This window comes from Streptomyces sp. CA-135486 (genome assembly GCF_050936555.1).
In the GTDB taxonomy this organism is placed as follows: domain Bacteria; phylum Actinomycetota; class Actinomycetes; order Streptomycetales; family Streptomycetaceae; genus Streptomyces.
This window is the reverse complement of sequence record NZ_JBNJMM010000001.1, coordinates 2,646,317-2,671,746: the sequence shown is the minus strand read 5'-3', so window position 1 is coordinate 2,671,746 and position 25,430 is coordinate 2,646,317. Positions and strand designations below refer to the sequence as shown.

The 25,430-nt window shown below is 70.9% G+C and carries 25 protein-coding genes; 9 read left to right on the top strand and 16 right to left on the bottom strand.

The window, feature by feature from the left end:
- The first annotated feature begins 12 nt into the window (after positions 1-12).
- Positions 13-834 carry an FMN-binding protein gene (locus tag ACQEVG_RS12120; protein WP_432981247.1) on the top strand — a complete coding sequence of 274 codons (822 nt, stop codon included), beginning with the start codon at positions 13-15 and terminating at the stop codon, positions 832-834.
- Complete coding sequence (locus tag ACQEVG_RS12115; RefSeq protein WP_432981244.1) at positions 834-1,610, top strand: FAD:protein FMN transferase; 777 nt, start codon at positions 834-836, stop codon at positions 1,608-1,610. The genes ACQEVG_RS12120 and ACQEVG_RS12115 overlap by 1 nt, the downstream gene beginning before the upstream one ends.
- A 32-nt stretch (positions 1,611-1,642) precedes the next feature.
- Here ACQEVG_RS12115 and ACQEVG_RS12110 read toward each other — a convergent pair whose 3' ends face one another.
- The 9 genes from ACQEVG_RS12110 to ACQEVG_RS12070 form a co-directional block, all read right to left on the bottom strand.
- On the bottom strand, positions 1,643-2,179 hold the full coding sequence (locus tag ACQEVG_RS12110; RefSeq protein ID WP_432981241.1) for an arginine repressor: 537 nt from the start codon (positions 2,177-2,179) through the stop codon (positions 1,643-1,645).
- Between the two features lie 7 nt (positions 2,180-2,186).
- On the bottom strand, positions 2,187-3,383 hold the full coding sequence (locus ACQEVG_RS12105; protein ID WP_432981238.1) for an acetylornithine transaminase: 1,197 nt from the start codon (positions 3,381-3,383) through the stop codon (positions 2,187-2,189).
- Positions 3,380-4,279, bottom strand: coding sequence for an acetylglutamate kinase (gene argB, locus ACQEVG_RS12100; protein ID WP_432981235.1), 900 nt, complete (start codon positions 4,277-4,279; stop codon positions 3,380-3,382). The genes ACQEVG_RS12105 and argB overlap by 4 nt, the downstream gene beginning before the upstream one ends.
- A 15-nt stretch (positions 4,280-4,294) precedes the next feature.
- Positions 4,295-5,446, bottom strand: a complete 1,152-nt coding sequence (gene argJ / locus ACQEVG_RS12095; RefSeq protein WP_432981232.1) for a bifunctional glutamate N-acetyltransferase/amino-acid acetyltransferase ArgJ — start codon at positions 5,444-5,446, stop codon at positions 4,295-4,297.
- Positions 5,443-6,471, bottom strand: a complete 1,029-nt coding sequence (gene argC / locus ACQEVG_RS12090; RefSeq protein WP_432981229.1) for an N-acetyl-gamma-glutamyl-phosphate reductase — start codon at positions 6,469-6,471, stop codon at positions 5,443-5,445. The genes argJ and argC overlap by 4 nt, the downstream gene beginning before the upstream one ends.
- 237 nt (positions 6,472-6,708) lie before the next feature.
- Positions 6,709-8,145, bottom strand: coding sequence for a rifampin monooxygenase (gene rox, locus ACQEVG_RS12085; protein WP_432981226.1), 1,437 nt, complete (start codon positions 8,143-8,145; stop codon positions 6,709-6,711).
- Positions 8,146-8,486: 341 nt separating this feature from the next.
- Entirely contained in the window at positions 8,487-8,966 is a 480-nt protein-coding gene (locus ACQEVG_RS12080) for a DUF2269 family protein (protein WP_432981223.1), read from the bottom strand.
- A gap of 21 nt (positions 8,967-8,987) precedes the next feature.
- Positions 8,988-9,293, bottom strand: a complete 306-nt coding sequence (locus tag ACQEVG_RS12075) for a hypothetical protein (RefSeq protein ID WP_432981220.1) — start codon at positions 9,291-9,293, stop codon at positions 8,988-8,990.
- A 69-nt stretch (positions 9,294-9,362) separates the two neighbouring features.
- Positions 9,363-10,031: a DJ-1/PfpI family protein gene (locus tag ACQEVG_RS12070; RefSeq protein WP_432981217.1), complete on the bottom strand. Its 669-nt coding sequence runs from the start codon at positions 10,029-10,031 to the stop codon at positions 9,363-9,365.
- A 210-nt stretch (positions 10,032-10,241) separates the two neighbouring features.
- Between ACQEVG_RS12070 and ACQEVG_RS12065 the strand changes: the two genes are divergently transcribed.
- A complete protein-coding gene (locus ACQEVG_RS12065; protein ID WP_432981214.1) occupies positions 10,242-11,186 on the top strand; it encodes a GlxA family transcriptional regulator in 945 nt (314 codons plus the stop codon).
- A 99-nt stretch (positions 11,187-11,285) separates the two neighbouring features.
- On the opposite strand, the gene ACQEVG_RS12060 is transcribed toward ACQEVG_RS12065, so the two are convergent.
- Positions 11,286-13,505, bottom strand: coding sequence for an NADP-dependent isocitrate dehydrogenase (locus tag ACQEVG_RS12060; protein WP_432981211.1), 2,220 nt, complete (start codon positions 13,503-13,505; stop codon positions 11,286-11,288).
- 274 nt (positions 13,506-13,779) lie between these two features.
- Here ACQEVG_RS12060 and ACQEVG_RS12055 point away from each other — a divergent pair, with 274 nt between their 5' ends.
- Together ACQEVG_RS12055 and ACQEVG_RS12050 are read left to right on the top strand one after the other, a co-directional pair.
- The gene (locus tag ACQEVG_RS12055; RefSeq protein ID WP_432981208.1) at positions 13,780-14,133 is read left to right on the top strand and encodes a YciI family protein; all 354 of its coding nucleotides are present in this window, start codon (positions 13,780-13,782) and stop codon (positions 14,131-14,133) included.
- 8 nt (positions 14,134-14,141) lie between these two features.
- Positions 14,142-15,365 carry an RNA polymerase sigma factor gene (locus tag ACQEVG_RS12050; RefSeq protein WP_432981205.1) on the top strand — a complete coding sequence of 408 codons (1,224 nt, stop codon included), beginning with the start codon at positions 14,142-14,144 and terminating at the stop codon, positions 15,363-15,365.
- A gap of 68 nt (positions 15,366-15,433) precedes the next feature.
- Here ACQEVG_RS12050 and ACQEVG_RS12045 read toward each other — a convergent pair whose 3' ends face one another.
- Positions 15,434-16,009, bottom strand: coding sequence for a histidine phosphatase family protein (locus tag ACQEVG_RS12045; protein ID WP_432981202.1), 576 nt, complete (start codon positions 16,007-16,009; stop codon positions 15,434-15,436).
- Between the two features lie 426 nt (positions 16,010-16,435).
- Positions 16,436-17,902, bottom strand: a complete 1,467-nt coding sequence (locus ACQEVG_RS12040; protein ID WP_432981199.1) for a PLP-dependent aminotransferase family protein — start codon at positions 17,900-17,902, stop codon at positions 16,436-16,438.
- Between ACQEVG_RS12040 and ACQEVG_RS12035 the strand changes: the two genes are divergently transcribed.
- Positions 17,901-18,797, top strand: coding sequence for a DMT family transporter (locus tag ACQEVG_RS12035; RefSeq protein ID WP_432981196.1), 897 nt, complete (start codon positions 17,901-17,903; stop codon positions 18,795-18,797). The genes ACQEVG_RS12040 and ACQEVG_RS12035 overlap by 2 nt on opposite strands.
- 68 nt (positions 18,798-18,865) lie before the next feature.
- Positions 18,866-19,063 (top strand): DUF1918 domain-containing protein, encoded by a 198-nt coding sequence (locus tag ACQEVG_RS12030; RefSeq protein WP_432981193.1) that lies wholly within the window; start codon positions 18,866-18,868, stop codon positions 19,061-19,063.
- A 135-nt stretch (positions 19,064-19,198) separates the two neighbouring features.
- Here ACQEVG_RS12030 and ACQEVG_RS12025 read toward each other — a convergent pair whose 3' ends face one another.
- Positions 19,199-20,449: a glycoside hydrolase family 10 protein gene (locus ACQEVG_RS12025; RefSeq protein WP_432981190.1), complete on the bottom strand. Its 1,251-nt coding sequence runs from the start codon at positions 20,447-20,449 to the stop codon at positions 19,199-19,201.
- A gap of 170 nt (positions 20,450-20,619) precedes the next feature.
- Between ACQEVG_RS12025 and ACQEVG_RS12020 the strand changes: the two genes are divergently transcribed.
- Together ACQEVG_RS12020 and ACQEVG_RS12015 are read left to right on the top strand one after the other, a co-directional pair.
- Positions 20,620-21,480, top strand: a complete 861-nt coding sequence (locus ACQEVG_RS12020; RefSeq protein ID WP_355836131.1) for a 3-hydroxybutyryl-CoA dehydrogenase — start codon at positions 20,620-20,622, stop codon at positions 21,478-21,480.
- Positions 21,481-21,660: 180 nt separating this feature from the next.
- Positions 21,661-21,921: a hypothetical protein gene (locus ACQEVG_RS12015; protein ID WP_432981186.1), complete on the top strand. Its 261-nt coding sequence runs from the start codon at positions 21,661-21,663 to the stop codon at positions 21,919-21,921.
- A gap of 40 nt (positions 21,922-21,961) precedes the next feature.
- Here the strand turns inward: ACQEVG_RS12015 and ACQEVG_RS12010 are convergent, their stop codons facing one another.
- The 3 genes from ACQEVG_RS12010 to ACQEVG_RS12000 all read right to left on the bottom strand — a co-directional run bounded on the left by ACQEVG_RS12010 (position 21,962) and on the right by ACQEVG_RS12000 (position 25,294).
- Positions 21,962-22,492, bottom strand: a complete 531-nt coding sequence (locus ACQEVG_RS12010) for an NUDIX hydrolase (RefSeq protein ID WP_360876197.1) — start codon at positions 22,490-22,492, stop codon at positions 21,962-21,964.
- Between the two features lie 51 nt (positions 22,493-22,543).
- Positions 22,544-23,884, bottom strand: a complete 1,341-nt coding sequence (locus tag ACQEVG_RS12005) for a transcriptional regulator (RefSeq protein WP_432981183.1) — start codon at positions 23,882-23,884, stop codon at positions 22,544-22,546.
- 297 nt (positions 23,885-24,181) lie between these two features.
- Entirely contained in the window at positions 24,182-25,294 is a 1,113-nt protein-coding gene (locus tag ACQEVG_RS12000) for a PP2C family protein-serine/threonine phosphatase (protein WP_432981180.1), read from the bottom strand.
- Positions 25,295-25,430: the final 136 nt, after the last annotated feature.

Sequence of the window (25,430 nt, the reverse complement as noted above, 5' to 3'; positions counted from 1 at the left end):
CTTCGCCGGATCATGATCGGCGCCGCTGCCACCGCATCCAGCGTCGTCCTGCTGCTCGCACTGAAGCAGCCGGGCAACACCGTGGCCGAGGCGTCGTCGCAGGCCGGCTCTCAGGTGCCACCCGCGGGCTCGGCGTCCGCAGGGAACGGGGCCGGGGCCGCGGGAGGACAGACGGTGCTCGGTGACGTCGCCGGCACTCAGTACGGCGACGTCCAGGTCCAGCTCACCCTCAGCGGCGGCAGAATCACCGGGGCGCAGGCGGTGAAGGCACCCAGCGCCGACGCCAGGAGCCGGCAGATCGCCGCGAGCGCGATCCCCAAGCTCAACCAGGCCGCGATGACGGCGCAGAGCGCACAGATCGACGCGGTCTCCGGGGCCAGCTACACCAGCGAGGGCTACATCAAGTCCCTGCAGAGCGCACTCGACAAGGCAGGAACGGCGGGTTCGGGCACCGGGGGTTCCGGCAGCGACGGGTCGGGCGGGCAGGTCGGCGCACAACCGGGCTCCGGTGCGGGCTCGGGATCCGGCACCGGCACCGGCTCCGGTGGCGCCCCGGCGGCGAAGACCGTCCTCGGCGACGCGGCCGACACCCAGTACGGCCCGGTGCAGGTCCGGATCACCGTCAGCGGCGGCAAGGTCACCGCCGCCGACGCCGTCAAGGCACCCGACTCCGACGCCAACAGCCGACGGATCGCCGCCAATGCCGTGCCCAGGCTGAACCAGGCAGCGGTCACGGCACAGAGCGCGCAGATCGACGCCGTCTCCGGGGCCAGCTACACCAGCGAGGGCTACATCAAGTCCCTGCAGAGCGCACTCGACAAGGCGGGTCTGTGATGTCCGGCGGCCGGGAGCGCCTGCGCCATGTCGAGCACTCGATGGGCACAGTCTTCTCGTTCGACATCCGCATCGCCGACGGCGGCAACTCACCCAGGGTGCGCGCCGGACTCGCCGCCGCCGTGGCCGGTCTGCACCGTGTGGACGAGATCTTCTCGACGTACCGCCGGGGCAGTCAGGTCAGCCGGCTCGCCCGCGGCGAACTCTCCCTCGGGGACTGTGTCACCGAGGTCGCCGAAGTACTCGATCTGTGCGCGGAAGCGGAGCGGCAGAGCGACGGCTGGTTCACCTCCCGCTACGCCGGCGAGCTGGATCCGACCGGTCTGGTCAAGGGCTGGGCGGTGGAGTGCGCGGTCCGCATGCTCGCCTCGTCCGGTGCGGATTCGGTCTGCCTCAACGGAGGCGGCGACATCCAGCTGTACGGCGGTCCCTGGCGGGTGGGCGTCAGCGATCCGCTGAACCCGGGCGGGCTCGTCACGGTGATCGAGACCGACGAGGGCCTCGCCGTCGCCACCTCGGGCCCGGCCGAGCGCGGCTGCCACATTCTCGACCCGCACACCCGCCGGCCACCCGCCGAGGCCATGGCGTCGATGACCGTCGTCTGCCCGGGGCTGACCCACGCGGACGCCCGGGCGACCGCCGCGTACGCCATGGGCGGGCGGGCCCGAGACTGGCTGGAGGAGCTGCCCGACACCGAGGCCTTCGCCGTCAATGCCGACGGCAGCACCTGGCAGACCAGCGGATTCGCCCGCCACACGGCGAAGTTGGCTGTCTGACGACCTCTCTGACGACCCGAACGCCGACGGCCTCAGCGGTCGTTCTGAGCCAGGCGCAGCAGATGGTCCGCGAGCGCCTGGCCGCCCAACGGGTCACGGCTGATGAGGAGCAGCGTGTCATCGCCCGCGATGGTGCCGAGGACGTCGTGCAGTTCGGCCTGGTCGATGGCCGAGGCGAGGAACTGGGCCGCGCCCGGCGGCGTACGCAGCACCACGAGGTTGGCCGAAGCCTCGGCGGAAATCAGCAGTTCGCCGGAGAGACGGCGCATCCGCTCCTCCTTGGCCGACTCGCCGAGCGGAGCCTGCGGGGTGCGGAAACCGCCCTCGCTGGGCACCGCGTAGATCAGCTCGCCGCCAGTGTTGCGGATCTTCACCGCACCCAGCTCGTCGAGGTCGCGGGAGAGCGTCGCCTGGGTGACGTTCAGTCCGTTGTCCGCGAGGAGCTTGGCCAGCTGGCTCTGCGAGCGCACCGGCTGCCGGTTGAGGATGTCCACGATCCGGCGGTGGCGGGCCGTACGGGTCTGCGGTCTGGCGGGTCCGCCGTGCTCGGTGTCCTGCGCCTCGGTCATCGTCGTCTCATTCTCCGGATCGTCCATCCCCGCTGACTGCGTCGAGAACACCGGGCAGGGCCCGGAGGAACGCATCCACCTCCGCCTCGCCGATGAGCAGTGACGGCATCAGCCGTACGACATCGGGGGCGGGCGCGTTCACCAGGAAGCCGGCGCTCTGAGCCGCCTGCTGCGCCTGGGGCGCGAGGGGCTCGTTGAGCACGATACCCAGCAGCAGGCCCGCGCCACGGACATGGGAGACCAACGGGTGCTGCAGGGACTCGATTCCGTCCCGGATCTTCTCGCCGAGCCGCTTGACCTCGTCGAGTGCGCCACCGGCCGCGAGCGTGTCGAGTACGGCGAGTCCGGCGGCGCAGGCGACCGGGTTCCCACCGAAGGTGGTGCCGTGCTGGCCGGGCTTCAGCAGCTCCGCGGCCTCGCCGAAGGCGATCGTCGCACCGATCGGCAGCCCGCCGCCAAGTCCCTTGGCGAGCGTGACAACATCGGGCTCGACGCCCTGGTGGGCCTGGTGCTCGAACCAGTGGCCGGTCCGTCCGATGCCCGTCTGGACCTCGTCGAGCACCAGCAGGGTGCCGGTGGCGCGGGTGATCTCCCGGGCGGCCTCCAGATAGCCCTTGGGCGGCACGACCACGCCGTTCTCGCCCTGGATCGGCTCGATGATCACGAGCGCGGTCTCTTCGGTGACGACGGCCCGCAGCGCCTCGGCATCGCCGTACGGGACATGCGTGACGTCTCCGGGCAGCGGCAGGAACGGCTCCTGTTTGCCGGGCTGCCCGGTGAGTGCGAGGGAGCCCATGGTGCGGCCGTGGAAGCCGCCGGCCGTGGCGACCATGTGCTTACGGCCCGTCAGCCGCCCGATTTTGAAGGCGGCTTCGTTGGCCTCCGCACCCGAATTGCAGAAGAAGACGCGTCCGGGCCGGCCGAAGAGCTGGACAAGACGCTCGGCGAGTGCGACGGGCGGCTCGGCGACAAAGAGGTTGGAGACATGACCGAGGGAGGCGATCTGGCGGGAGACGGCCTCGACGACGGCGGGATGTGCGTGGCCGAGCGCGTTCACCGCGATACCGCCGACGAAGTCGGTGTACTCGGTGCCGTCCGCGTCCCAGACCTTGGCGCCCTCGCCACGGACGAGCGACAGCTTCGGCGTGCCGTAGTTGTCGGTCATCACGCCCTGCCAGCGCTGCGTGAGTTCCTGGTTGCTCATGATTCCCCCTGTCCGTCGGGCACGACCATCGTGCCGATGCCCTCGTCGGTGAAGATCTCCAGCAGGATCGAGTGCGGCACGCGGCCGTCGATCACGCGCGCGGTGTGGACCCCGTTGCGTACGGCGAACAGACAGCCCTCCATCTTGGGCACCATGCCGCTGGAGAGGTCGGGCAGCAGCTTCTCCAGCTGGCTCGCGCTGAGCCTGCTGATCACCTCGTCGCTGTTCGGCCAGTCCTCGTAGAGGCCCTCGACGTCGGTGAGGACCATCAGGGTCTCGGCGCCCAGCGCCGCGGCGAGCGCGGCCGCGGCGGTGTCGGCGTTGACGTTGTAGACGTGGTGGTCGTCGGCGGACCGCGCGATGGAGGAGATGACCGGGATACGGCCGTCGTCGAGGAGCGCCTGGATGGCGCCCGTCTCGATCTCGGTGATCTCGCCGACCCGGCCGATGTCGACCAACTCGCCGTCGATCTGCGGCTGGTGCTTGGTGGCGGTGATGGTGTGGGCGTCCTCGCCGGTCATGCCGACGGCGAGCGGCCCGTGCTGGTTGAGCAGCCCGACGAGCTCGCGCTGGACCTGGCCGGCCAGCACCATCCGTACGACGTCCATCGCTTCGGGCGTGGTGACCCGCAGGCCCGCCTTGAACTCGCTGACCAGGCCGTGCTTGTCGAGTTGGGCGCTGATCTGCGGGCCGCCGCCGTGCACGACGACCGGCTTGAGGCCGGCCTGGCGGAGAAAGACGACGTCCTGGGCGAAGGCCGCCTTGAGGTCCTCGTCGATCATGGCGTTGCCGCCGAACTTGATGACGACGGTCTTGCCGTTGTGCCGGGTCAGCCAGGGCAGCGCCTCGATGAGGATCTGGGCCTTGGGCAGTGCGGTGTGCTTACGGGTGCTCATGGGTCGTGAGAGTCCTCAGGAGGAGTACGCGCTGTTCTCGTGGACGTAGTCGGCGGTGAGGTCGTTGGCCCAGATGACGGCGGACTCGGACCCGGCGGCAAGGTCGGCGGTGATCTTCACCTCGCGGTAGCGCATGTCGACCAGTCCGCGGTCCTCGCCCACGCTGCCGTTCTTGCAGACCCAGACGTCGTTGATGGCGACATTGAGCCGGTCGGGATCGAACTCGGCCTTCGTGGTGCCGATGGCGGAGAGCACCCGGCCCCAGTTGGGGTCCTCGCCATGGATGGCGCACTTGAGGAGGTTGTTGCGGGCGATGGAACGGCCCACCTCGACCGCGTCGTCCTCGTTCGCGGCATTGATCACTTCGATGCGAATGTCCTTGGACGCGCCCTCGGCGTCACCGATGAGCTGCCGGGCCAGGTCGCCGCAGACGCTCTGCACCGCCTCGGCGAACTCCTCGAACCGGGGCGTGATCCCGCTCGCACCCGACGCGAGCAGCAGCACGGTGTCGTTGGTGGACATACAGCCGTCGGAGTCGATCCGGTCGAAGGTCTGCCGGGTCGATGCGCGCAGGGCCTTGTCGAGGGTCGCGGATTCGAGGTCGGCGTCGGTGGTGAGGACGACGAGCATGGTCGCGAGGCCGGGGGCGAGCATGCCCGCGCCCTTGGCCATCCCGCCGACGGTCCAGCCCTCGCCGTCTACGACGGCGGTCTTGTGCACGGAGTCGGTGGTCTTGATGGCGATGGCGGCCTTCTCGCCGCCGTGCTCGCTCAGCTCGGCCGCGGCCTTGTCGATGCCCGGCAGGAGCTTGTCCATGGGGAGCAGGAGGCCGATCAGCCCGGTGGAGGCCACGGCGACCTCGCCGGCGCTCTGGCCGAGTACGTCGGCGACCTTCTCGGCCGTGGCGTGGGTGTCCTGGAAGCCCTTGGGGCCCGTACAGGCGTTGGCGCCACCGGAGTTGAGGACGACGGCGGTGACTTCGCCGCCGCGCAGGACCTGCTCGGACCAGAGGACGGGGGCGGCCTTGACACGGTTGGAGGTGAAGACGCCCGCGGCGGCGCGGCGCGGACCGCTGTTGACCACGAGGGCCAGGTCCGGATTGCCGTTCTCCTTGATCCCGGCGGCGATGCCCGCCGCCGAGAATCCCTTGGCTGCCGTGACGCTCACGGTGCAACTCCAATCGTGGAAAGTCCGGTGTCCTCGGGGAGCCCGAGGGCGAGGTTCATGCTCTGCACCGCGCCGCCTGCGGTGCCCTTGGTCAGATTGTCGATGGCGCTGATCGCGATGATGCGCCCGGCTGCCTCGTCGTACGCGACCTGGATGTGGACGGCGTTGGATCCGTACACGGACGCGGTGGAGGGCCACCGTCCTTCGGGCAGCAGGCAGATGAACGGCTCGTCCTGGAAGGCCTTTTCGTACGCGGCCCGTACGGAATCGGCCGTCACGCCCTTTTTCGCCTTCGCGCTGCACGTGGCGAGGATGCCCCGGGGCATCGGCGCGAGGGTCGGTGTGAAGGAGACGCTGACCCGCTCGCCCGCCGCCGCGCTCAGGTTCTGGATCATCTCGGGGGTGTGCCGGTGGCCGCCGCCGACGCCGTACGGGGTCATGGAGCCCATCACCTCGGAGCCGAGCAGATGCGGCTTGGGCGCCTTGCCCGCGCCGGAGGTGCCGGACGCGGCGGTGATCACGGCCTCGGGCCCGGCGAGCCCGGCGGCGTACGCGGGGAAGAGCGCGAGCGAGACGGCGGTGGGGTAGCAGCCGGGCACCGCGATGCGCTTGGACCCCTCCAGCGCGGCGCGGGCGCCCGGCAGCTCGGGAAGACCGTAGGGCCAGGTACCGGCGTGCGGCGAGCCGTAGAACGTCTCCCAGTCGGCGGCGTCCTGCAGCCGGAAGTCGGCGCCCATGTCGACGACCAGGACCTCGTCGCCGAGCTGCTCGGCGACTGCGGCGGACTGTCCGTGCGGCAGGGCGAGAAAGACGACATCGTGCCCGGCCAGCACCTCGGCGCTGGTCGGCTCCAGCACCCGGTCGGCGAGCGGCAGCAGATGCGGCTGCAGAGAGCCGAGCGACTGGCCCGCGTTGGAGTTGCCGGTGAGGGCGCCGATCTCGATCCCGGGGTGGGTCAGGAGCAGCCGGAGCAGTTCCCCGCCCGCGTAACCGCTCGCTCCTGCCACTGCTGCGCGTACCGCCATCGAACCCTCCTCGTCGATGGCATGACTATACGCTGCATTGCAGATTTATGCAATCGACTGGGGGTGCAGGCGTCTCGGTGTGATGCGACGTAGCGATTCAGTTCGCCCTTCAGGGCTTGGGCGGGCCCGCTGAGCCGGCCCCGGCCTGGTGGCGCGGCACTCAGCCGGAGGTACGGCACCGGACCGCGCCGAACCCGGCCGGAGACAGGCCCCGCCCTTCGCGCCACCACCACGCGCTCAGCCGACGGCAGCGCCGAACCACGTGGACAGCCGGCCGAGCAGATCCTGCTGATCTTCACCGACCCACGCCACGTGGCCGTCCGGCCGCAGCAACACCGCCGGCACGTCCAGTTCCTCGCTGACGTCGACGACGTGGTCGACCCGATCCGCCCAGCCCGCCACCGAAAGCCGACCGGTCTGGTCGAGCAGCAGCCCGCGGCCGCCGTGCATCAGCTCATAGAGGCGCCCCTGCTTCAGCCCCACGTCCCGCATCCGCCGGCCGAGCAGTTCATGCCCCTCGCCGAAGTCGTAGCGGACCCCGACCGCGGTGATCATCTCGGTCACGTACCGGTTCACCTCCTCGAAGTCCATCAGCTTCGAGAACAGCTCCCGCAGCGCGGTCGCACCCGGATCGGTCCCCAGCAGCGTGATCTGCGCGCGCGTGTTGTCCAGCACGCGGGCGCCCACCGGGTGCCGTTCGGCGTGGTAGCTGTCCAGCAGCCCCTGAGGTGCCCAGCCGTTGACCGCGGCGGCCAGCTTCCAGCCGAGGTTGAACGCGTCCTGCACGCCGAGGTTGAGCCCCTGCCCGCCGGTCGGCGGGTGGATGTGCGCCGCGTCGCCGGCCAGCAGCACCCGGCCGACCCGGTAACGCTCGGCCTGCCGGGTGGCGTCGCCGAACCGGGACAGCCAGCGCGGCGAGTGCGCGCCGAAGTCGGTGCCCGCGAAGGCCCGCAGCTGCTGCTTGAACTCCTCGAGGGTCGGCGCGGTCGTACGGTCCTCGGCCACGCCGTCGGCGGGCACGACGATGCGGCACACCCCCTCGTTCCCGTCCACGTCGGGGATGACGCCGAACCGCAGTTGGGTCTTGCGGACTTCCTCGACGACGGCGGCAACCGTCGCCGGATCCTCGGTCACCTCCATATCACCCAGCAGCGTCTCGACCTTGGCGGGCTCACCGGGGAAACCGACGCCGAGCCGCTTGCGCACCGCACTGCGGCCGCCGTCGCACCCGACGAGGTAGCGCGAGCGCAGATGCGTGCCGTCCGCCAGCTCGGCGGTCACCCCGTCCTCGTCCTGGCTCAGCCCGACCACTTCGCAGCCGCGCCGGATCTCGGCACCGAGTTCGAGGGCACGCTCGTTGAGCAGCCGCTCGGTGACCGGCTGCGGGGTGGCGAGGCCGTACGGGTGAGCCGTGTCCAACCGGTCCGGCCACGGCTTGACGATGCCGCCGAAGAGACCGCCGACCTGGAACTTCTCACTGACCGCGAGAAAACGGTCCAGCAGGCCGCGCTGATCCATCATCTCGACGCTGCGCGCGTGCAGGCCGCGCCCGCGGGACTGCTCGGTCGGCTCGGCCAACTTCTCCAGCACGACCACGTGCACTCCGGCCAGCCGCAACTCGCCGGCCAGCATCAAGCCGGTCGGTCCGCCGCCGACCACGATCACGTCAATCATTTAAAAGCCCCCCATGCAACGAGATTGGATTTCGGCCGGCCGCTCCGCGCAGTCCGGACGCGCGCACACCCGCGCCTGCGCGCCGAATCCCGGCAACCGCATCGCGGGTCCCACCGTCGGTTCGACATCACCGCGCGACATACGTCGACAAGACCGCACATGCTTCGCGGATCTGTCATTTCCGCAGGTTCTGGCCTTGGCCGACCATTCTGCGGCACGACCCGGGCCTTGCCGCAAGCCCCCCGGTGCGCTATAGGTTGAGAGTGGCAAGGAGTGAGTACTCTCCTTGCCTTTTGTCATCCGCTGTGGACGGACAAGCTCCTCCCGAAGCGGTGCCATGATCAGGCTCCCGTGGTGGATCCGGGGCGGACGATCATCAGGACAGTCACGGTGGCCCACAGCAGGTTGAACATCCCTGTGTACATCCCCAGTTGCCCGGCCGTCCGGCGGAGGGCCGTCGCCTCCTGCACTCCGTCGGTGTCGTCGAGTGCGGCCAGGACCGAGCTCTGCCGCGGCAGCACGAGTGCGCCGAGTACGGCCGCGGCGGCGACGGTCAGCGCGATGGAGGTGAGGAGCCAGGGGCTGCCCAGCACATGCAGGCTGTTGGCGGTCGCCAGACCGAACACCGGTACCACGACGGCGATCACGGCGTAGACCCGGCAGATCCGGTGCAGGGTCCGCACCGTGGCGAGAGCCGCCGCATCGTCGGGTGCGGCCAGGGCCCGGCGGGCGGAGGGCGGGAACATGCTGGCGGCCACGGCCACGGGACCGATGGCGATGATGGCCGCCAGGACGTGGACGGTGAGAAGGAATTTCGTCATGACGGTTCCCGGGGGCTTCCGTCAGACGTCCGCGGCGCGGTGACCGGTGACCCTGGTTGAGGGCAGCCGGCCGGCCTTGGCTGTGCCGGTCAGCTCGTCGCCGTGGACGGCAACGTCGAAGGCCAGATTGAGGCGCATCGGCCGGGTGATCGACTGCCTCCAGGTCAGCCGGTCGGCCTGGAGGGTGAGATCGGACAGCGGGACCTCCTCCGCCTCGCCCGTGGCGACGCCGCGCAGTGCGCCGTCCTCGGTGAAGAGCCGCAGTACGGCCTGCTGCTTGCCGATCGGGGTGGCGATGACGAGGTTCCAGGTACCTTCGACAGACATATGGGGTGCGCTTTCTCGAGTGCTCGGGAGCCGGGGCGTTCAGGGGTGGACGTCAGAAGCCGGCGGACGTCAGAAACCGGCGGGGACCGGGCCGGTGGCGCGCCAGACGGTGCCCTGGCGCTCGTGCGCGAAGAGCTGCTCGACGGCGTGGGCGATGCGGGGGCCGAGTTCGCGCTCCAGCAGGTACAGGCCGAGGTCCAGGCCGGAGGTGACGCCCGCGCCGGTCACCAGGTCGCCGTCGTCGACGACGCGGGCGTCGATCGCGATCACGCCGGTGGCGTCCAGCAGGTCCAGGCCCAGGCGGTTGGTGGTGGCGTGCCGGCCGTCGATCAGCCCCGCCATGGCGAGGATCATGGAGCCGCCGCAGACGGTGGTCATGGTCAGGCCCGGACGGTCGAGGGCCTCCTTGAGCAGGGCCGGCAGTCCGGTCTGCAGCGTGCGGCCGAGCAGGGCGGGGATGGAGTCCTCGTTCCCAGGGGCGTCAGGGTCGCAGAGGTCGCCGATGGGGCCCACCGCTCCCGGCACGAGGACCAGGTCCGCGCGTTGCGGGTCGAGCGCGGCGGTGGCCCGCAGCGAGAGCAGTCCCGAGCCGCTGGGTACCTCGCGCGGACCCTCGGCCGAGACCAGCTCGACCTCCAGCGCGCCCGGCGCGGCCATCCCGCCGGCGAACAGCACCTCGTAGGGGGCGATGACGTCCAGCGGGTCGAATCCGTCGAACAGCACGATCTGACACAGCATCGGGAATGGTCCCTTTCTGTTGGAGCGGTGCCCCGGTGGGGCGCAGACACCGACGCTAGTCACGGTCCGGACGGCCCAGTAGTGGCTGAAGTGCCAGATCCCAACGGATTCTGGCCAAGAGGCCAAGGGGGCCTTCCCACCAGCGCAGAACAGCCAGAAGAGGGGGTGGAATCGGTTGGCCGGAACCCGGCGTCCTTCTATGGTTGAGCCATGCATACCGTGGCTGTCCTCGCCCTGGACGGAGTCATCCCCTTCGACCTGTCCACGCCGCTCGAGGTGTTCGGACGAACGCGGCTCCCCGACGGGCGCCCCGCCTACCGCGTCCGCGTGTGCGCGCCCACCGAGGACGTCGAGGCCGGCGCGTTCACCCTGCGTGCGCCCTGGCCGCTGGACACGCTGGCCGAGGCGGACACGATCGTCGTCCCCGGCATCAGCGACCCGTCCGTGCCCGTTCCGGACGAGGTACTCGACGCTCTGCGAGGGGCCGCCGCCCGGGGCACCAGACTCGCCTCGATCTGCTCGGGCGCCTTCGTCCTGGCCGCCACCGGACTCCTGGACGGCCACCGGGCCACCACCCACTGGGCCGCCGCCGCGCAGCTCGCCGCCCGCCACCCGGCCGTCGACGTCGACCCCGACGTGCTCTATGTGGACAACGGCCCGTTGCTCACCTCGGCCGGAGCCGCCGCCGGACTGGACCTGTGCCTGCACATGATCCGACGCGACCTGGGCTCTGCCGTGGCCGCCGACGCGGCCCGCCTGTCCGTCATGCCGCTCGAACGGGAGGGCGGCCAGGCGCAGTTCATCGTCCACGAGCAGCCGCCCGCCCCACGCGGCTCGGTGATCGAGCCCCTGTTGCGGTGGATGGAGGACAACGCCCGCCGGGACCTCAGCCTCGACGACCTGGCCGCGCAGGCCGGCATGAGCGTCCGCACCCTGAACCGGCGGTTCCGTGAACAGACCGGCGCCTCCCCGCTCCAATGGCTGCAACGGGCGCGGATCCGCCAGGCCCAGTACCTGCTGGAAACCACGGGCCACCCCGTCGACCGGATCGCCACGCAAGTCGGCTTCGGGTCGCCCACCGCCTTCCGGGACCATTTCAAGCGCCTCGTCGGCACCAGCCCCCACGCCTACCGACGCGCCTTCCAGGGGGCGTGACGCCGACAGGCCGGAAACCCGCTGTGGGAACGAAGACGGAACCGCCCCGGCCGGGATACCGGCCGGGGCGGAACAGGTGCGGAGGGCGGTCGCCTCGCGTCAGCCGAGGGTCGCGAGAGTCTGGTTGAAGGTGGTCGACGGACGCATCACGGCCGAGGCCTTGGACGCGTCGGGCTGGTAGTAGCCGCCGATGTCGACCGGCGAGCCCTGCACCGCGATCAGCTCGTCGACGATGGTCTGCTCCTGCTCGGTCAGCGTCTGCGCGAGCGCGGCGAACGCCTTGGCGAGCTCCGCGTCGTCGGTCTGCTTCGCCAGCTCCTGCGCCCAGTAGAGCGCCAGGTAGAAGTGGCTGCCACGGTTGTCGATGCCACCCACCCGGCGGCTGGGCGACTTGTTCTCGTTGAGGAAGGTGCCGGTCGCCCGGTCCAGCGTGTCGGCGAGCACCTGGGCGCGCGCATTGCCCGTCGTCTGCGCGAGGTGCTCGAAGCTGACCGCGAGCGCGAGGAACTCGCCCAGGCTGTCCCAGCGCAGGTAGTTCTCCTTGACGAGCTGCTGGACGTGCTTGGGCGCGGAGCCGCCGGCACCGGTCTCGAACAGTCCGCCACCGTTCATGAGCGGGACGACCGAGAGCATCTTGGCGCTCGTGCCGAGCTCCAGGATCGGGAACAGGTCGGTCAGGTAGTCGCGCAGCACATTGCCGGTGACCGAGATCGTGTCCTCGCCGCGGCGGATGCGCTCCAGGGAGAACGCGGTCGCCTCGACCGGGGACATGATCTCGATCCGCAGCCCGTCGGTGTCGTGCTCGGCGAGGTAGGTCTTGACCTTCTCGATGAGGGTCGCGTCGTGCGCGCGGCCCTCGTCGAGCCAGAACACCGCCGGGTCGCCGGTCGCGCGGGCGCGGGTGACGGCGAGCTTGACCCAGTCCTGGATCGGCAGGTCCTTGGTCTGGCACATACGGAAGATGTCGCCGGCGCCCACAGCCTGCTCGAGCACGACGTTGCCGCCGCCGTCGACGACCCGCACCGTGCCCGTGGTGGGGATCTCGAAGGTCTTGTCGTGGCTGCCGTACTCCTCGGCCTTCTGCGCCATGAGGCCGACGTTGGGCACCGAGCCCATCGTCGAGGGGTCGAAGGCGCCGTTCGCGCGGCAGTCGTCGATGACGACCTGGTAGATGCCGGCGTAGCTGCTGTCGGGGAGGACCGCGAGGGTGTCGGCCTCCTGGCCGTCCGGGCCCCACATGTGACCGGAGGTGCGGATCATGGCCGGCATGGAGGCGTCGACGATGACATCGCTCGGTACGTGCAGGTTGGTGATGCCCCGGTCGGAGTCGACCATCGCGAGGGCGGGGCCCTCAGTGAGCTCGGCCTCGAAGGACGCCTTGATCGCCGCGCCCTCCGGCAGCGACTCCAGGCCCTTGAGGATGCCGCCGAGTCCGTCGTTCGGGCTCAGTCCGGCGGCGGCGAGCGCGGCGCCGTGCTCGGCGAACGTCTTGGGGAAGAAGGTCCGTACTACATGGCCGAAGATGATCGGGTCGGAGACCTTCATCATCGTGGCCTTCAGGTGCACCGAGAACAGCACGCCCTCTGCCTTGGCACGCGCGACCTGCGCCGTGAGGAACTCCCGCAGCGCCGCGACCCGCATCACGGACGCGTCGACGACCTCGCCCGCGAGTACGGGCACCGACTCGCGCAGGACGGTGGTGCTGCCGTCGTCCCCCGCCAGCTCGATGCGCAGCGAGCCGGCCTCGGCGATGACCGCGGACTTCTCGGTGGAGCGGAAGTCGTCGGCGTCCATGTGCGCGACGTTCGTCTTCGAGTCGGACACCCACGCACCCATCTTGTGCGGGTGCGCCTTTGCGTAGTTCTTCACCGACGCCGGGGCACGGCGGTCGGAGTTGCCCTCACGCAGCACCGGGTTGACGGCGCTGCCCTTGACCTTGTCGTAACGCGCGCGGACGTCCCGGTCCTCGTCGGACTTCGGGTCGTCCGGGTAGTCCGGCAGCGCATAGCCCTGCTGCTGCAGCTCGGCGATCGCCGCCTTGAGCTGCGGGATCGAAGCCGAGATGTTCGGCAGCTTGATGATGTTGGCGCCGGGCGTCTTGGCCAGCTCGCCGAGCTCGGCGAGGGCGTCGTCGATCCGCTGGCCCGCTTCCAGGCGCTCGGGGAAGCTGGCGATGATCCGCCCCGCGAGCGAGATGTCACGCGTCTCCACAGTGACCCCGGCCGTCGAGGCGTACGCCTGGACGACGGGCAAGAACGAATGGGTCGCCAGGGCCGGCGCCTCGTCAGTGTGCGTATAGATGATGGTCGAGTCAGTCACCGGGTGCTCCGCTCCACGTCTGCAACATTGCTCGACATCAAGATATCTCGTGTCCGACCCCCTGTTGGCAGGGCCCTGGCTCCTTGTCGACGGCACACCCGCCGATGGCTGACTCACTGCTCACGGCGGTGCGCGACGCGTGAACCCCTGGCCGCCCGGCGCCGCGCGAAAATCTGCCGGCCTCGGCCGCGTGAGATGTCGATCCGGCGGAAGGCCATTCGTATAGAGGGTGAGCGGCAGGCACGAGGCCGCCGCCGTACCGAGGAGTCAGACCATGAAGCAGTACCTGCTCAGCATCTACCAGCCCGACGGACCGCCGCCGCCTCCCGAGGTCCTGGACCCGATCATGCGGGACCTGGAGGCCGTCAATGCCGAGATCAGGGCGGCCGGTGCCTGGGTGTTCGCCGGAGGGCTGCACCCGCCGAGCACGGCCACCGTGGTGCGGCTGAAGGACGACGAGGTGCTCACGACCGACGGCCCGTACCTCGAGGGCAAGGAGCACATCGGCGGGTTCACGGTCATCCAGGCGGCCGATCTGGACGCCGCGCTCGAATGGGGCCGCAAGCTCGCCCGGGCGATCACCCTCCCGATCGAGGTGAGGCCGTTTCAGCACGTATCCACCGGGTGAGGTCCGGCATGCCTCAGGTGCCCGCATCGGTGATGGAGCGCGTGTTCCGCGAGGAGTACGGCCGCGCGGTCGCCGTCCTGGTCCGCGTCTTCGGTGACATGGATGTCGCCGAGGAGGCGGTCCAGGACGCGTTCACGACAGCGGTGCAGCGGTGGCCGTCCACCGGAGTGCCCCCGAGCCCGGCGGGCTGGATCATCACCACAGCCCGCAACCGGGCGATCGACCGCCTGCGCCGGGAAGCGTCCCGCGCGGACCGGCACGCCCAGGCCGCCCTGCTGCACGCCGGTGACGAAGCAGCCGAGGAGGGACCTGTGCGCGACGACCGGCTTCGCCTGATCTTCACCTGCTGCCACCCGGCGCTCGCCCCGGCCTCCCGCGTCGCCCTGACCCTCAGGCTCCTCGGCGGGCTCACCACCGCGGAGATCGCGAGCGCGTTCCTGGTCGCCGAACCGGCCATGGCGCAGCGTCTGGTCCGCGCCAAGGGCAAGATCCGTGACGCGGGCATCCCCTACCGGGTCCCGGGCGACGCCGATCTCCCGGACCGTCTGCGGGATGTGCTCGCCGTCGTCTACCTGATCTTCAACGAGGGCTATACGGCCAGTTCGGGCGAGCGGCTGGTGCGCGAGGACCTCTGCGCGGAGGCGGTCCGCCTCGGCCGGCTGCTGGCCGAGCTGATGCCCGACGAGCCGGAGGTCAAGGGGCTGCTGGCGCTGATGCTGCTCACCGAGTCGCGCCGGGCCACCCGCACCGCGCCCGACGGCGGCCTCGTCCTGCTGGCCGACCAGGACCGCGGCCGCTGGGATCGGGCCCTCATCGCCGAGGGCCAGGAGCTGGTCCGGCAGTGTCTGAGGCGCGACCGGCCCGGTCCGTACCAGATCCAGGCGGCGATCAACGCGGTCCACAGCGATGCGCCGGTCGCGGCCGCCACCGACTGGTCGCAGATTCTGCGGCTGTACGACCAGCTGCTCGCCGTTGGCCCGAACCCGGTCGTGGCTCTCAACCGCGCGGTGGCGGTGGCCGAAGTGGAAGGCCCGGCCGCGGCACTCGACCTGGTCGACGGGCTCGCTCTCGACCGCCATCACCTCTTCCACGCCATCCGCGCCGACCTGCTCCGGCGGCTGGGCCGCGACGAGGAGGCGGTACGGGCGTACGAGGCGGCGATCGAGCGCACCGAGAACGCGGCGGAGCGAGCCTTTCTGCGCCGCAAACGCGAGGCGCTCGGCAGGGCTTGACCCCACGGCGCACTGGTGCCGTGCGGTCTTCGCCGAGCCGGGCGGACGGCTCGGCGGCGGGACGTGGATCAGGCGGCCGTCTCCAGGCACAGGCTCCAGCGCCCCGCCTGACCGGTCAGCGTGACGGTCGACAGCGGCCGGACGTCCACGTTCCAGTACGACGAGGGCGGCGCTTTGAGTGCGTACACCAAGGCCGCTCGTACGACCGCGGGCTCGGCGACGGCCACGATGGAGCCGCAGTCCTCGGCGGGGCGGGTGTCCAGCCAGCCCCCTATGCGCGCTATGAACGCGAGCAGCGGCTCGCCACCGTGCGGGGCCGAGCGCGGGTCGGCGAGCCAGGCGTCGACGGCGGCCGGTTCGCGGGCGGTCACCTCCGCGAGGGTGAAGCCGCGCCAGCGGCCCATGTCGCAGTCGCGCAGGGCGGGCTGGACGAGCGGCGCATAGCCGAGTGCGTCCCCGGTCGCACGGCTGCGGGCGGTCGGCGCGCAGTACCGCAACTCGGCCGCGCTGAGCGGCACCAGGGCGTGCGCGGCGACCTGCACCTCGTACCAGCCCGCCTGGTCGAGCGGCCGGTCGTCGTCGAAGCGCTCCGCAAGCAGGGCGGAGCTGCGGGCGGCCGCGACGAGCGTCATCCGGACAGTCATGGCGCGATCGTGGTTGTGAAAGCCCCCGCAGGTCAAGAGGTGACTTAAGGCGGGGTGGCAGCCGGTCGGCGGCCACGGCCGGGGGACTGTCGGTCGCGGCTGCCGTGCTCGGATCCTGACGGAGGCGAGCGGCGCGACCGCGACGGACTGTCTGTGCTTTCGGCGAGGATTCCGACGATCTTTACGAGGCGTGCTGCATCACGCCGGTGCGCGGCCTCATGCCCGAGGCCCTGCTGTCGCGCCTCGGCGCCACGCAGGAGATCCGGGTCTCTCGCCGAGCGGATGACCGGCTCGCGGCTTACGCGCGTGCTCCTGGAGACCGCCCGAGTTCACAGGCGGCATGTCACCGCTGCCCAGCCGCTCGTGACGGCAGGTCAGCCCCGCATCTCCTGATGCCCGGTCGGGCCGGCCGCCTGTGACGGTTGATCAGCCGAGCCGCAGGTGCCTGGCCGGTCGGCCCAGCACCTCGTCGCAGGCGCTGCGCAGCCGTCGTACACCCTCGGCGATCTCGGCCGTTCCCGCGACGCCGGCAAAGCTCAACCGCACATGTCCGGCGGGGGGTTCGGCGCAGAAGTAGGGGCGTCCCGGGGCGAGTGCCACACCCGCGCGCAGGGCCGCGGAGAGCAGGGCGGACTCGTCCGCGCCGTCGGGGAGGCGCAGCCAGAGATGGTAGCCGCCGGACGGGATGTACGGGAGGGCGAGTTCGGGCAGGCCGAGGCGGAGGGCGGCGGTGAGCGTGTCGCGGCGGGTCTTCAACTCCCCTGACACGGCGCGCAGATGACGGTTCCAGGCGGGTGCACCGACCAGTTCCAGGGCGGCTTCCTGAAGGGGGCGGGGTACGAAAAAGTTGTCGACGACATGGATGGCGCGCAGCCGCTCCAGCACCGGCCCGCGAGCCGCCAGCATGCCGACGCGCAGGCTGGCCGAGGTCACCTTGGTCAGCGAGCTGACATGGACGACGACTCCCTCGTGGTCGTCCGCGGCGAGCGGGCGCGGCAGGGGGCCCGCGTCCTCGTGGACCAGTCGGCGGGCGAAGTCGTCCTCGACGACGAAGGCTCCGGCCTCGCGGGCGATGCGCAGCACGTCCGGGCGGCGCTCGGCCGAGAGCACCGCTCCGGTCGGGTTCTGGAAGAGCGGCTGGGAGACGAAGACCCGGGCACCGGTCGCCTTGAAGGCGGCGGCGAGCAGTTCGGTACGTACTCCCTGGGCGTCCACCGGGACCGGCACCGGTCGCAGCCCGGCGGCCCGGGCGATCGCCAGCGTGCCCGGGTAGGTGGGCGACTCCACGAGTACGGGGGCGCCGGGCGGGGCCAGCGCGCGCAGGGCCGTGGTCAGGGCGGACTGGCCGCCGGCCGTGATCAGTACGTCCGCCGCGCCGATGGTGTCGCCGAGGCCGCGCGCGAACCACTCGCGCAGCTCGGGCAGTCCGTCGGTGGGTGGCCGCCCCCAGGCGCCGGGCCGTCGTCCGGCCCGGGCCAGCGCGGCGGCCATCGCCCGCTCCGGCTGGAGGGAGGGGTGCAGATAGCCGCCGTTGAACTCGACGACTCCGGGCGGCGGTGCGGCGAGCGTGGCCAGCACTCCGGAGGCGTCGACGGCGCGCGGCACCAGCTCGGTCGCGGCGTCCGCGCTGAGAGTGACCTCCTGCCAGGAGGTGTCCCCGGGGGCCTGGGCGGTGTCGGTACGGGGCTGCGCCCGGAAAGCACCGGCGCCGGGGCGGGTGACGACCAGGCCCTCGGCCGCGAGCTGAGCCAGCGCGCGGGACACGGTCACCGGCGAGACACGGTACTTCTCGACCAGCGCCCGACTCGACGGCAGCTTCCCACCTGGAGAGTAGCGGTTGAGCTCCCGCTTCAGCGCATTCGCCAAGTCCGCCACACCGCTACGCTCTTGCATGACAGCACAGGATAGCGCTACTCCCACTACCTCGATAGCGGTCAGCAGTGGCACCCTTCTCGCCGCGCTGGGCGTCGTCGCCTTCTCACTCACCTTCCCGTCCACCGTCTGGGGCCTTGAGAGCTTCGGCCCCTGGTCGCTCGTCGCCGTGCGCAGTGTCCTCGCCGCGCTGATCGCGGGCGGCTTTCTGCTCGCGCTGCGCGTGCCGCTGCCCGAGCGCCGCCACTGGGCCGGACTCGTCGTGGTGGCCGGGGGCGTGGTTGTGGGCTTCCCGCTGCTGACGACACTGGCGCTGGTGACCTCCACCACCTCGCACGCGGCCGTGGTGGTCGGGCTGCTGCCGCTGACCACTGCCGCCTTCGCCGCCCTGCGCACGGGCCGCCGCCCCTCGCGCACCTTCTGGCTGGCGGCCCTCGCCGGCGCCGCCGTGGTGATCGTCTTCACCGTCCAGCAGAGCGGCGGCGCGCTCCAGGCCGGCGACCTCCATCTCTTCGGCGCGCTGCTGGTCTGCGCGGCCGGCTACACCGAGGGCGGCAGGCTGGCCCGGCTGATGCCGGGCTGGCAGGTGATCGGCTGGGCTTTGGTCGTCTGCCTGCCGCTCAGCCTCGCCGGATCGGCTCTCGCCCTGTCCGTCGAGCCGGTCCGGCTGACGGCGCACGGCGTGATCGGACTGCTCTGGGTCGCCGCCGGTTCAACCTTCTGCGGCCTGTACGTCTGGTACCGGGGCATGGCCTCGATCGGCATCGCCAGGGCCAGCCAGCTCCAGCTCGCGCAGCCGCTCCTCACCCTCGTCTGGTCCGTGTCCCTGCTGGGCGAGCGGCTCTCCCCGGCCGCTCCGGTCGCGGCCGTCGCCGTTCTGGTCTGCATCGCGGTCACCCAGCGGGCCCGAATCTGAGGGTGCAACTCCCGGCCCCGGCCGTAGACTCGAAACACGGACCACCGCCTTCGAGGAGGTCACTCCCGATGCATGCGAACACGGGCGACAAGCTGCTGATGCACGGCAGGACCGTGGGCCAGCACGACCGCTTCGCCGAAGTCGTCGAAGTACTCGGACAGAACGGCACTCCCCCGTACCGCGTCCGCTTCGAGGACGACGGGCACGAGGCGCTGATGTCGCCGGGCCCCGACACGGTCGTTGTACCCGGCACCAGCCGTGCCTGACCGGCCCGGGGCTGCCTTGCCCCGGCTCGGCCGAGCAGACTCTTCCTCACCCGGCCCGGCCCGGATGCCCCTGCCCGGCCGGGTATGAGCGTGCCCTGACCGGGCCGGGCAGTGGCATGCCCACCCGGTTCGTCGTCACTCCGGCGGCAGCACCCTCTTCGGATAGTGGTCGGCCACCACCCTGGCCATCGCCCCGATCCGGTCGGTCCTGACCTCCTTCGCGGCGAAGAAGCAGTGCCCGCGCACACCGGAGTAGGAGCGCGCCAGTGTGAGATGGCGGGACAGCTCGTCGGGATCCTGCCAGGGCGCGGGCTGGGCCGGATCGCTCGCCTTGTACAGGGCCTCACCCGCGTAGAGGTCGACGCCGGTGCCCCGCACCACGTCGTTCCACCAGGGCAGCAGCTTGGCGTAGTCGGCCGGGGCGAAGCCGATGTGCCAGTAGATCTGCGGGACGACGTAGTCGATCCACCCCTTCCTGACCCACTTACGGGTATCGGCGTGCAGATCGTCGTACGTCTGCACGCCGGCCCTGGTGTCCGAGCCGAGCGGGTCGGTGGCGGCATTGCGCCATACGCCGAAGGGGCTGATCCCGAAAGGAAGGCCCCTCTTGGCCTTCTTGATCCGCTCGGCCATTTCCCGGACCAGCCGGTCGGTGTTGTCGCGCCGCCATGCGGCTTTGTCCGGGAAGCCCGCGCCGAAGCGCGCGTAGGTGTCGTCGTCGGCGAAGAGCTGTCCTGCGACCGGATACGGATAGAAGTAGTCGTCGAAGTGCACACCATCGATGTCGTAGCGGCGCACGGCGTCCATCATCGCTTTCTGGACGAAGCGGCGGACCTCGGGAATGCCGGGGTTGTAGTACAGCTTCCCGCCGTACGGAAGGACCCACTCCGGGTGCACCCGGGCAGGATGGGTCTCGACCAGCCGCGACAGGTCGGTGTGATTCGCGACGCGGTACGGATTGAACCAGGCATGCAGCTCCAGACCCCGCCGGTGGGCCTCGCGCACAGCGGTGCCCAGCGGGTCCCAGCCAGGGTCATTGCCTTGAACTCCGGTGAGGTACTGGGTCCAGGGCTCGTACGGCGAGGGCCACAGGGCGTCGGCGGTCGGCCTGACCTGGAGGACGACGACGTTGAGCTTCCGGGCGACCGCGGTATCGAAGTGGGCCAGAAGCTCGGCGCGCTGCTCGGCGGCGCTGAGGCCGGGCCTTGACGGCCAGTCGCGGTTGGCGACGGTCGCGAGCCACATCCCGCGGAACTCCCGCTCGGGCGCGTGCCCCCGGTGTGCGGACGACGCGGCGGGCGCGGCCGCCGCGTCCCCGGCCGTCGCGAGCGCGGCCAGTGCTCCGGCCGCCGTCATCACGAAGCGTCTTCTGCCGATCCGCGCCATGTCCTGCCCCCTGGGTTCCCGGTGCCGGCGGCCGTTTCCGCACAGCATGCCCGCCCCTGGCCGTCGAGCACACGTACATCCGGAGTAACGTCGGGGGGTCGAGGCGGGCACCGGAACCATACGGGGGCCTGCCGCAGTGGATCAGCGAAAGGCACGAGGTGACGGACTCAATGGCCGACATTGCACGCGTCGGAGTGGTGGGCTGTGGCCAGATGGGCGCAGGCATCGCGGAGGTGTGCGCCCGCAGCGGCCTGGAGGTGAAGGTCGCCGAGACCACGGGCGAGGCCCTGGAGATCGGCCGCACTCGGCTCTACAACTCCCTCTCGAAGGCCGCCGAACGCGGCAAGATCACCGAGGAGGAGCGGGACGCGACCCTGGAGCGTCTCAGCTTCACCACTGACCTCGGGGAGTTCGCCGACCGCGATCTCGTCATCGAGGCCGTCGTGGAGAACGAGCAGGTCAAGACCGAGATCTTCCAGGTCCTCGATCAGGTGGTGACCCGCCAGGACGCGATCCTCGCCTCCAACACCTCCTCCATCCCGCTGGTGAAGCTGGCCGTGGCGACCTCCCGTCCGGATCAGGTCATCGGCATCCACTTCTTCAACCCGGCCCCGGTCCAGAAGCTCGTCGAGCTGATCCCGGCGCTCACCACCTCCGAGGAGACGATCAAGCGCTCCGAGGCCGTGGTGCAGCAGGTGCTGGACAAGCATCCGATCCGCGCCCAGGACCGCTCGGGCTTTGTGGTGAACGCCCTGCTCATCCCGTATCTGCTCTCCGCGATCCGGATGTTCGAGTCGGGCATCGCCAGCCGTGAGGACATCGACAACGGCATGGAGCTCGGCTGCGCCCACCCGATGGGTCCGCTCAAGCTCTCCGACCTGATCGGCCTGGACACCGTCGCCTCGGTCGCGGACTCGATGTACGCGGAGTTCAAGGAGCCGCTGTACGCCGCTCCCCCGCTGCTCCAGCGGATGGTGGACGCCGGCCGCCTCGGCCGGAAGTCGGGGTCCGGCTTCTACCCGTACTCCTGATCCGGCCGTGCTCCTGATCCGGCCGGGCGCGTGACAGCTTCGTACTCCTGATTCACACGGAGTGTGCGGGGCGTGCCCGCATATGCCGTGCGCACACGCTCCCGCCCTCCGACCAGGGAGAGTTGACTCGGTTCCGCTTCAAGGGTCCGCTGTCCAACTTTCCCGAAGAGGAGCCAATCAGTGACCACCACCGACCCTGATCATTTAGTGGTCGTCGAAGAGTTCGCCGAGTTGCGCCGCAGCCTCGACGTCGGCCTCGCCCGCATCGACGGGCACCTGGCACTGCTCGCGCAGCGCAATGACCAGATCGACCGAGATCTCACCGATCTGGCAGCGCGCGTCGGGGCACTCGAGCACGCCAGGTGGCCGCTGCCCGCCGTGGCCGCGCTGACCGCTCTCGGAGCTCTGGCGATCGCGGTCTGGCAGACGCTCGGCCACTAGGGGGTCACCCCTGACCACCGGTCACTCCCGACCGCCGAGGTCAGCCCAGCCGCAGATGGTGGAGCATCAGCAGCCCGGCCGCCATGTTGGCGGCCGGGACCTCGCCGCGGGCGACCATGTCGGGGACCAGTTTCAGCGGTATCCACTCGCGGCGCGAGGACTCGAAGTCGTCCTCGGGGTGTCCGATGTAGGTCGCGTCCTCGGCCCAGTAGAGGTGGTGCCGGGCGTCGGTGAGGCCGTTGGACGGCTCGACGGTCATGAGGTGCTGGAGGGGGCCCGGGCGCCAGCCCGTCTCCTCCTCCATCTCACGGGCGGCCGCGGCCTCGATGTCCTCGCCGTCCTCGACGACCCCCGCGGCGAGCTCCCAGCCCCAGCTGTTGGTGATGAAGCGGTGCCGCCAGAGCATCAGCACCTCGTTGGCCCGGTTCACCGCGGTTGCCACGGCGACCGGACGGAGCCGGATGAGGAAGTGGTCCAGGTGCCGGCCGTCAGGGAGCACGACGTCGGCCAGGTTGACCCTGAACCAGCGGTTTTCATACACAGTTTGTTCGCTTAAGTTCGTCCACTGCACTTTTCTGCCACCTTCCGACAAGTAGATGGCAATATCGCAGCAGGAGCGCGGTCAGAGGGGAACGCGCAGCGCCCCGTCGATGAGTTCGGCCGCCTCGTCCGCATTCGTGCACCCGCTCGCCACGAGATGCTTGCGCACCGCGCGCAGCCGGTCCCTCAGTCGCTGCGACTCCATCCCCCTCGCCCGCTCCACCATCTCCGCCGCCGTGTGCGCCGCCCGGTCCACCTCGCCCTGGCGCAGCTCGATCTGACTGAGCATGGCGAGCCGGTGGACCCGGCCGCGGTCGTGCGCGGGTGTGTCTACGGCCGCCGCGGCGTGCTCGCGCGCCGCGGGCAGATCACCGAGGCTGAGCAGGGCCTCGGCGACCTGGACATTCACCAGGCCCGGCTGGACATAGCCGGTCTCGTCCGGCTCGGCCCCCGGAAGGATCCGCTCCGCCTCCAGTTCCGCACGGCGGATGCACCGAAGCGCACTGCCGCCGTCGCCGAGATGCGCGTACGCCTTCGCCTGCATCGCGTACAGATCGGCGGCCAGCGCCGGGGTGATCTGATGCCCGGCGGCCCGCAGCGCCGCCTCCGCGAAGGCCACCGCCTGCCGGTGCTCGGCCATGAACAGCGACTGGTTGACCAGCAGCGCGATGACATACGCCCCAAGTCCCCGGTCTCCGCTGGCCTTTGCGAGCCGCAGTGCCTGATGGAAGTAGCGCTGGGCGAGGCCGTGCGCATTGGAGTCGTACGCACAGATCCCGGCGACCGCCACCAGACCGCCCGTCGCACGGTGCAGTTGACGGCCGAGGGCATCGCTGTACCCGCCGCGCAGCAGCGGCGCGGTCTCGGCGTTGAGGAAACCGACGATGCGGGCGCGGGTGGCGATGCCGCCCGCCTTGCGGTACATGAGCTCGTAGTGCGCCCGGGCGGCGCGCAGCATCATGATGTCGGCCATGCGGACGCGCGTCTGGCCGGAGCGGGAGACATCGCAGTCCTCCGGAGGGTTCTCCCATTCCCACACGGGCATGACGGCGGGCGTTCCGGTGACCGCGGGCGCCTCGATGATGTGCGGGCGCTGCTGCTCGTCGGAGCGCCACAGCGCGGTGGCGCGCTCCACGAAACCGCAGAGCGGCGAGCCGGGCGGCGTACCCGCGTCGCCGGCCACGCCCAGGCCGATGTCGCCGAGCGTTATGGCCCGGCGCAGCCGGCCCGCGAGCACCTCGCAGATCAGGTCGGGCACCTGGCCGCGCGGCCGCTGACCCTTCAACCACCGTGCCACGGCCGTGTGTTCGTACCGCAGTGACAGGCCTCTTGCACGGCCCGCCTGGTTGACGTGGGCGGCGAGACCCGCGTTGGAGATGCCCGCCTCGTCGAGCAGGGCGTCGAGCAGGGTGTTGGGCTGCATAAGTGCCCCTCCGGTGGCTCGGTGGGCTCAGCGTAGTGGAGGGGGATTCGCACGGGGTGTGAATGGAGTGCCCCGATCTGTGCCCCGCGCGCTCTGCCGCCGTGCCACGTGCGCCGGTTGACTGAAATGCCTCTCAAGGAGGCGGCCGGGCCGCCGGCTCCCCCTCGTAAGTGCGGCGGCCCTCGATCGCGTCGTCTGCCCTGCTGATCTGCCCGACACTCCGCGGCAGGGCGGGCGGCGCCGGCCGCACGGCAACCCCTTGGTTGCCGGTCGCTGCACATGACTGCAGGCAGGTGGCTAGCGATTGGAGGGTTGGCGCCGGGTTCGGCGCAGGACCGTGTCACCGCACTGCGCCGCCACCCGGGACCGGTCGTTGCGCAGCACGAGCAGCGCCACATCGTCGGCGAGCCGCCCGCCGGTGTGCCGCAGCAACTGCGAGTGAACGGTGGTGATGACGGCGGCGGGCGAGACCGGCGAGCCGACCGCGGCCTTGGCGAGCACGGCTTCCAGACCGAAGAACTTCCCCGACGCGTCACGGGCGTCCGCCGCCCCGTCCGTGTGCAGAAACAACCCCTCACCCGGCAGCACCCGCGCACACCGGTGCACCGGCAGCTCGGCGGGGAGCGGAAACAGGCCGAGCGGCGGCAGCGGTTCGCCACAGGCGAGCGGTGCCACGCCATGGCAGCGCAGGATGTACGGGCAGGGGTGGCCGCAATTGAGCGCCACCACACCGCCGTCGCCTCCGATCTCCAGCAGCAGAACGGTGACGAACTCCTCCGCCGACGGGCTCATGGGCTCTCCCCCGCCGGCCGCCGGATGCTCGTCCCGGGCCCGCTCCCGCAGATGCCGCTGGATCGCTCGGTCCAACCGTCGTAGTACGCCGCCGAGTTCGGGCTCGTCGTAGGCGGCCTCCCGGAAACAGCCGAGCACCGCGGCGACCGCCCCGATCGCGGGCAGGCCGTGGCCGCGGACATCCCCGATGACGATGCGGACGCCGTACGGCGTCGCCACCGCCTCGTACAGATCACCGCCGACCACGGCACCGCGGCTGACCGAGAGCTGGCCCGCGGCAAGAGCCAGCCCGTCCAGTCGCGGCGGCAGCGGACGCAGCAGCACCCGCTGCGCGGCATGGGCGATTTCGCGGACACGTCTGAGCTCGCGGCTCAGTTCCCGCCTGATCCCGAGCACAATCCCGGCGCCGACGGTGAAGAAGACGATGCCGGTGACGATCCGCTCGCCCAGACTCTCCGGCTGTTCCGGTGGGCAGGCGATCTTCCAGGTGAGGGCCGCGACGCCCCAGGCGGCGGGGAGTATCAGAGGAAGCAGCCGCCGGATTTGTGAATCGCCGACGCGCGCTGCCCTCGCCCGCCGCAAGGCCGGCAAGGGTCCCCCGGACCAGATACGGATCATGCGGATGGTCCCCTCATAGGCCCTGTCCGGCGCGCAGGCCCGCCCCTACGGTCGGGTCGATTCTGTCGACCGCCCGGCGCCCGGAGGGAACAACGCCCCACGTTCTCACCCAAATGAGTGAGGTGGGGTCTCTCGC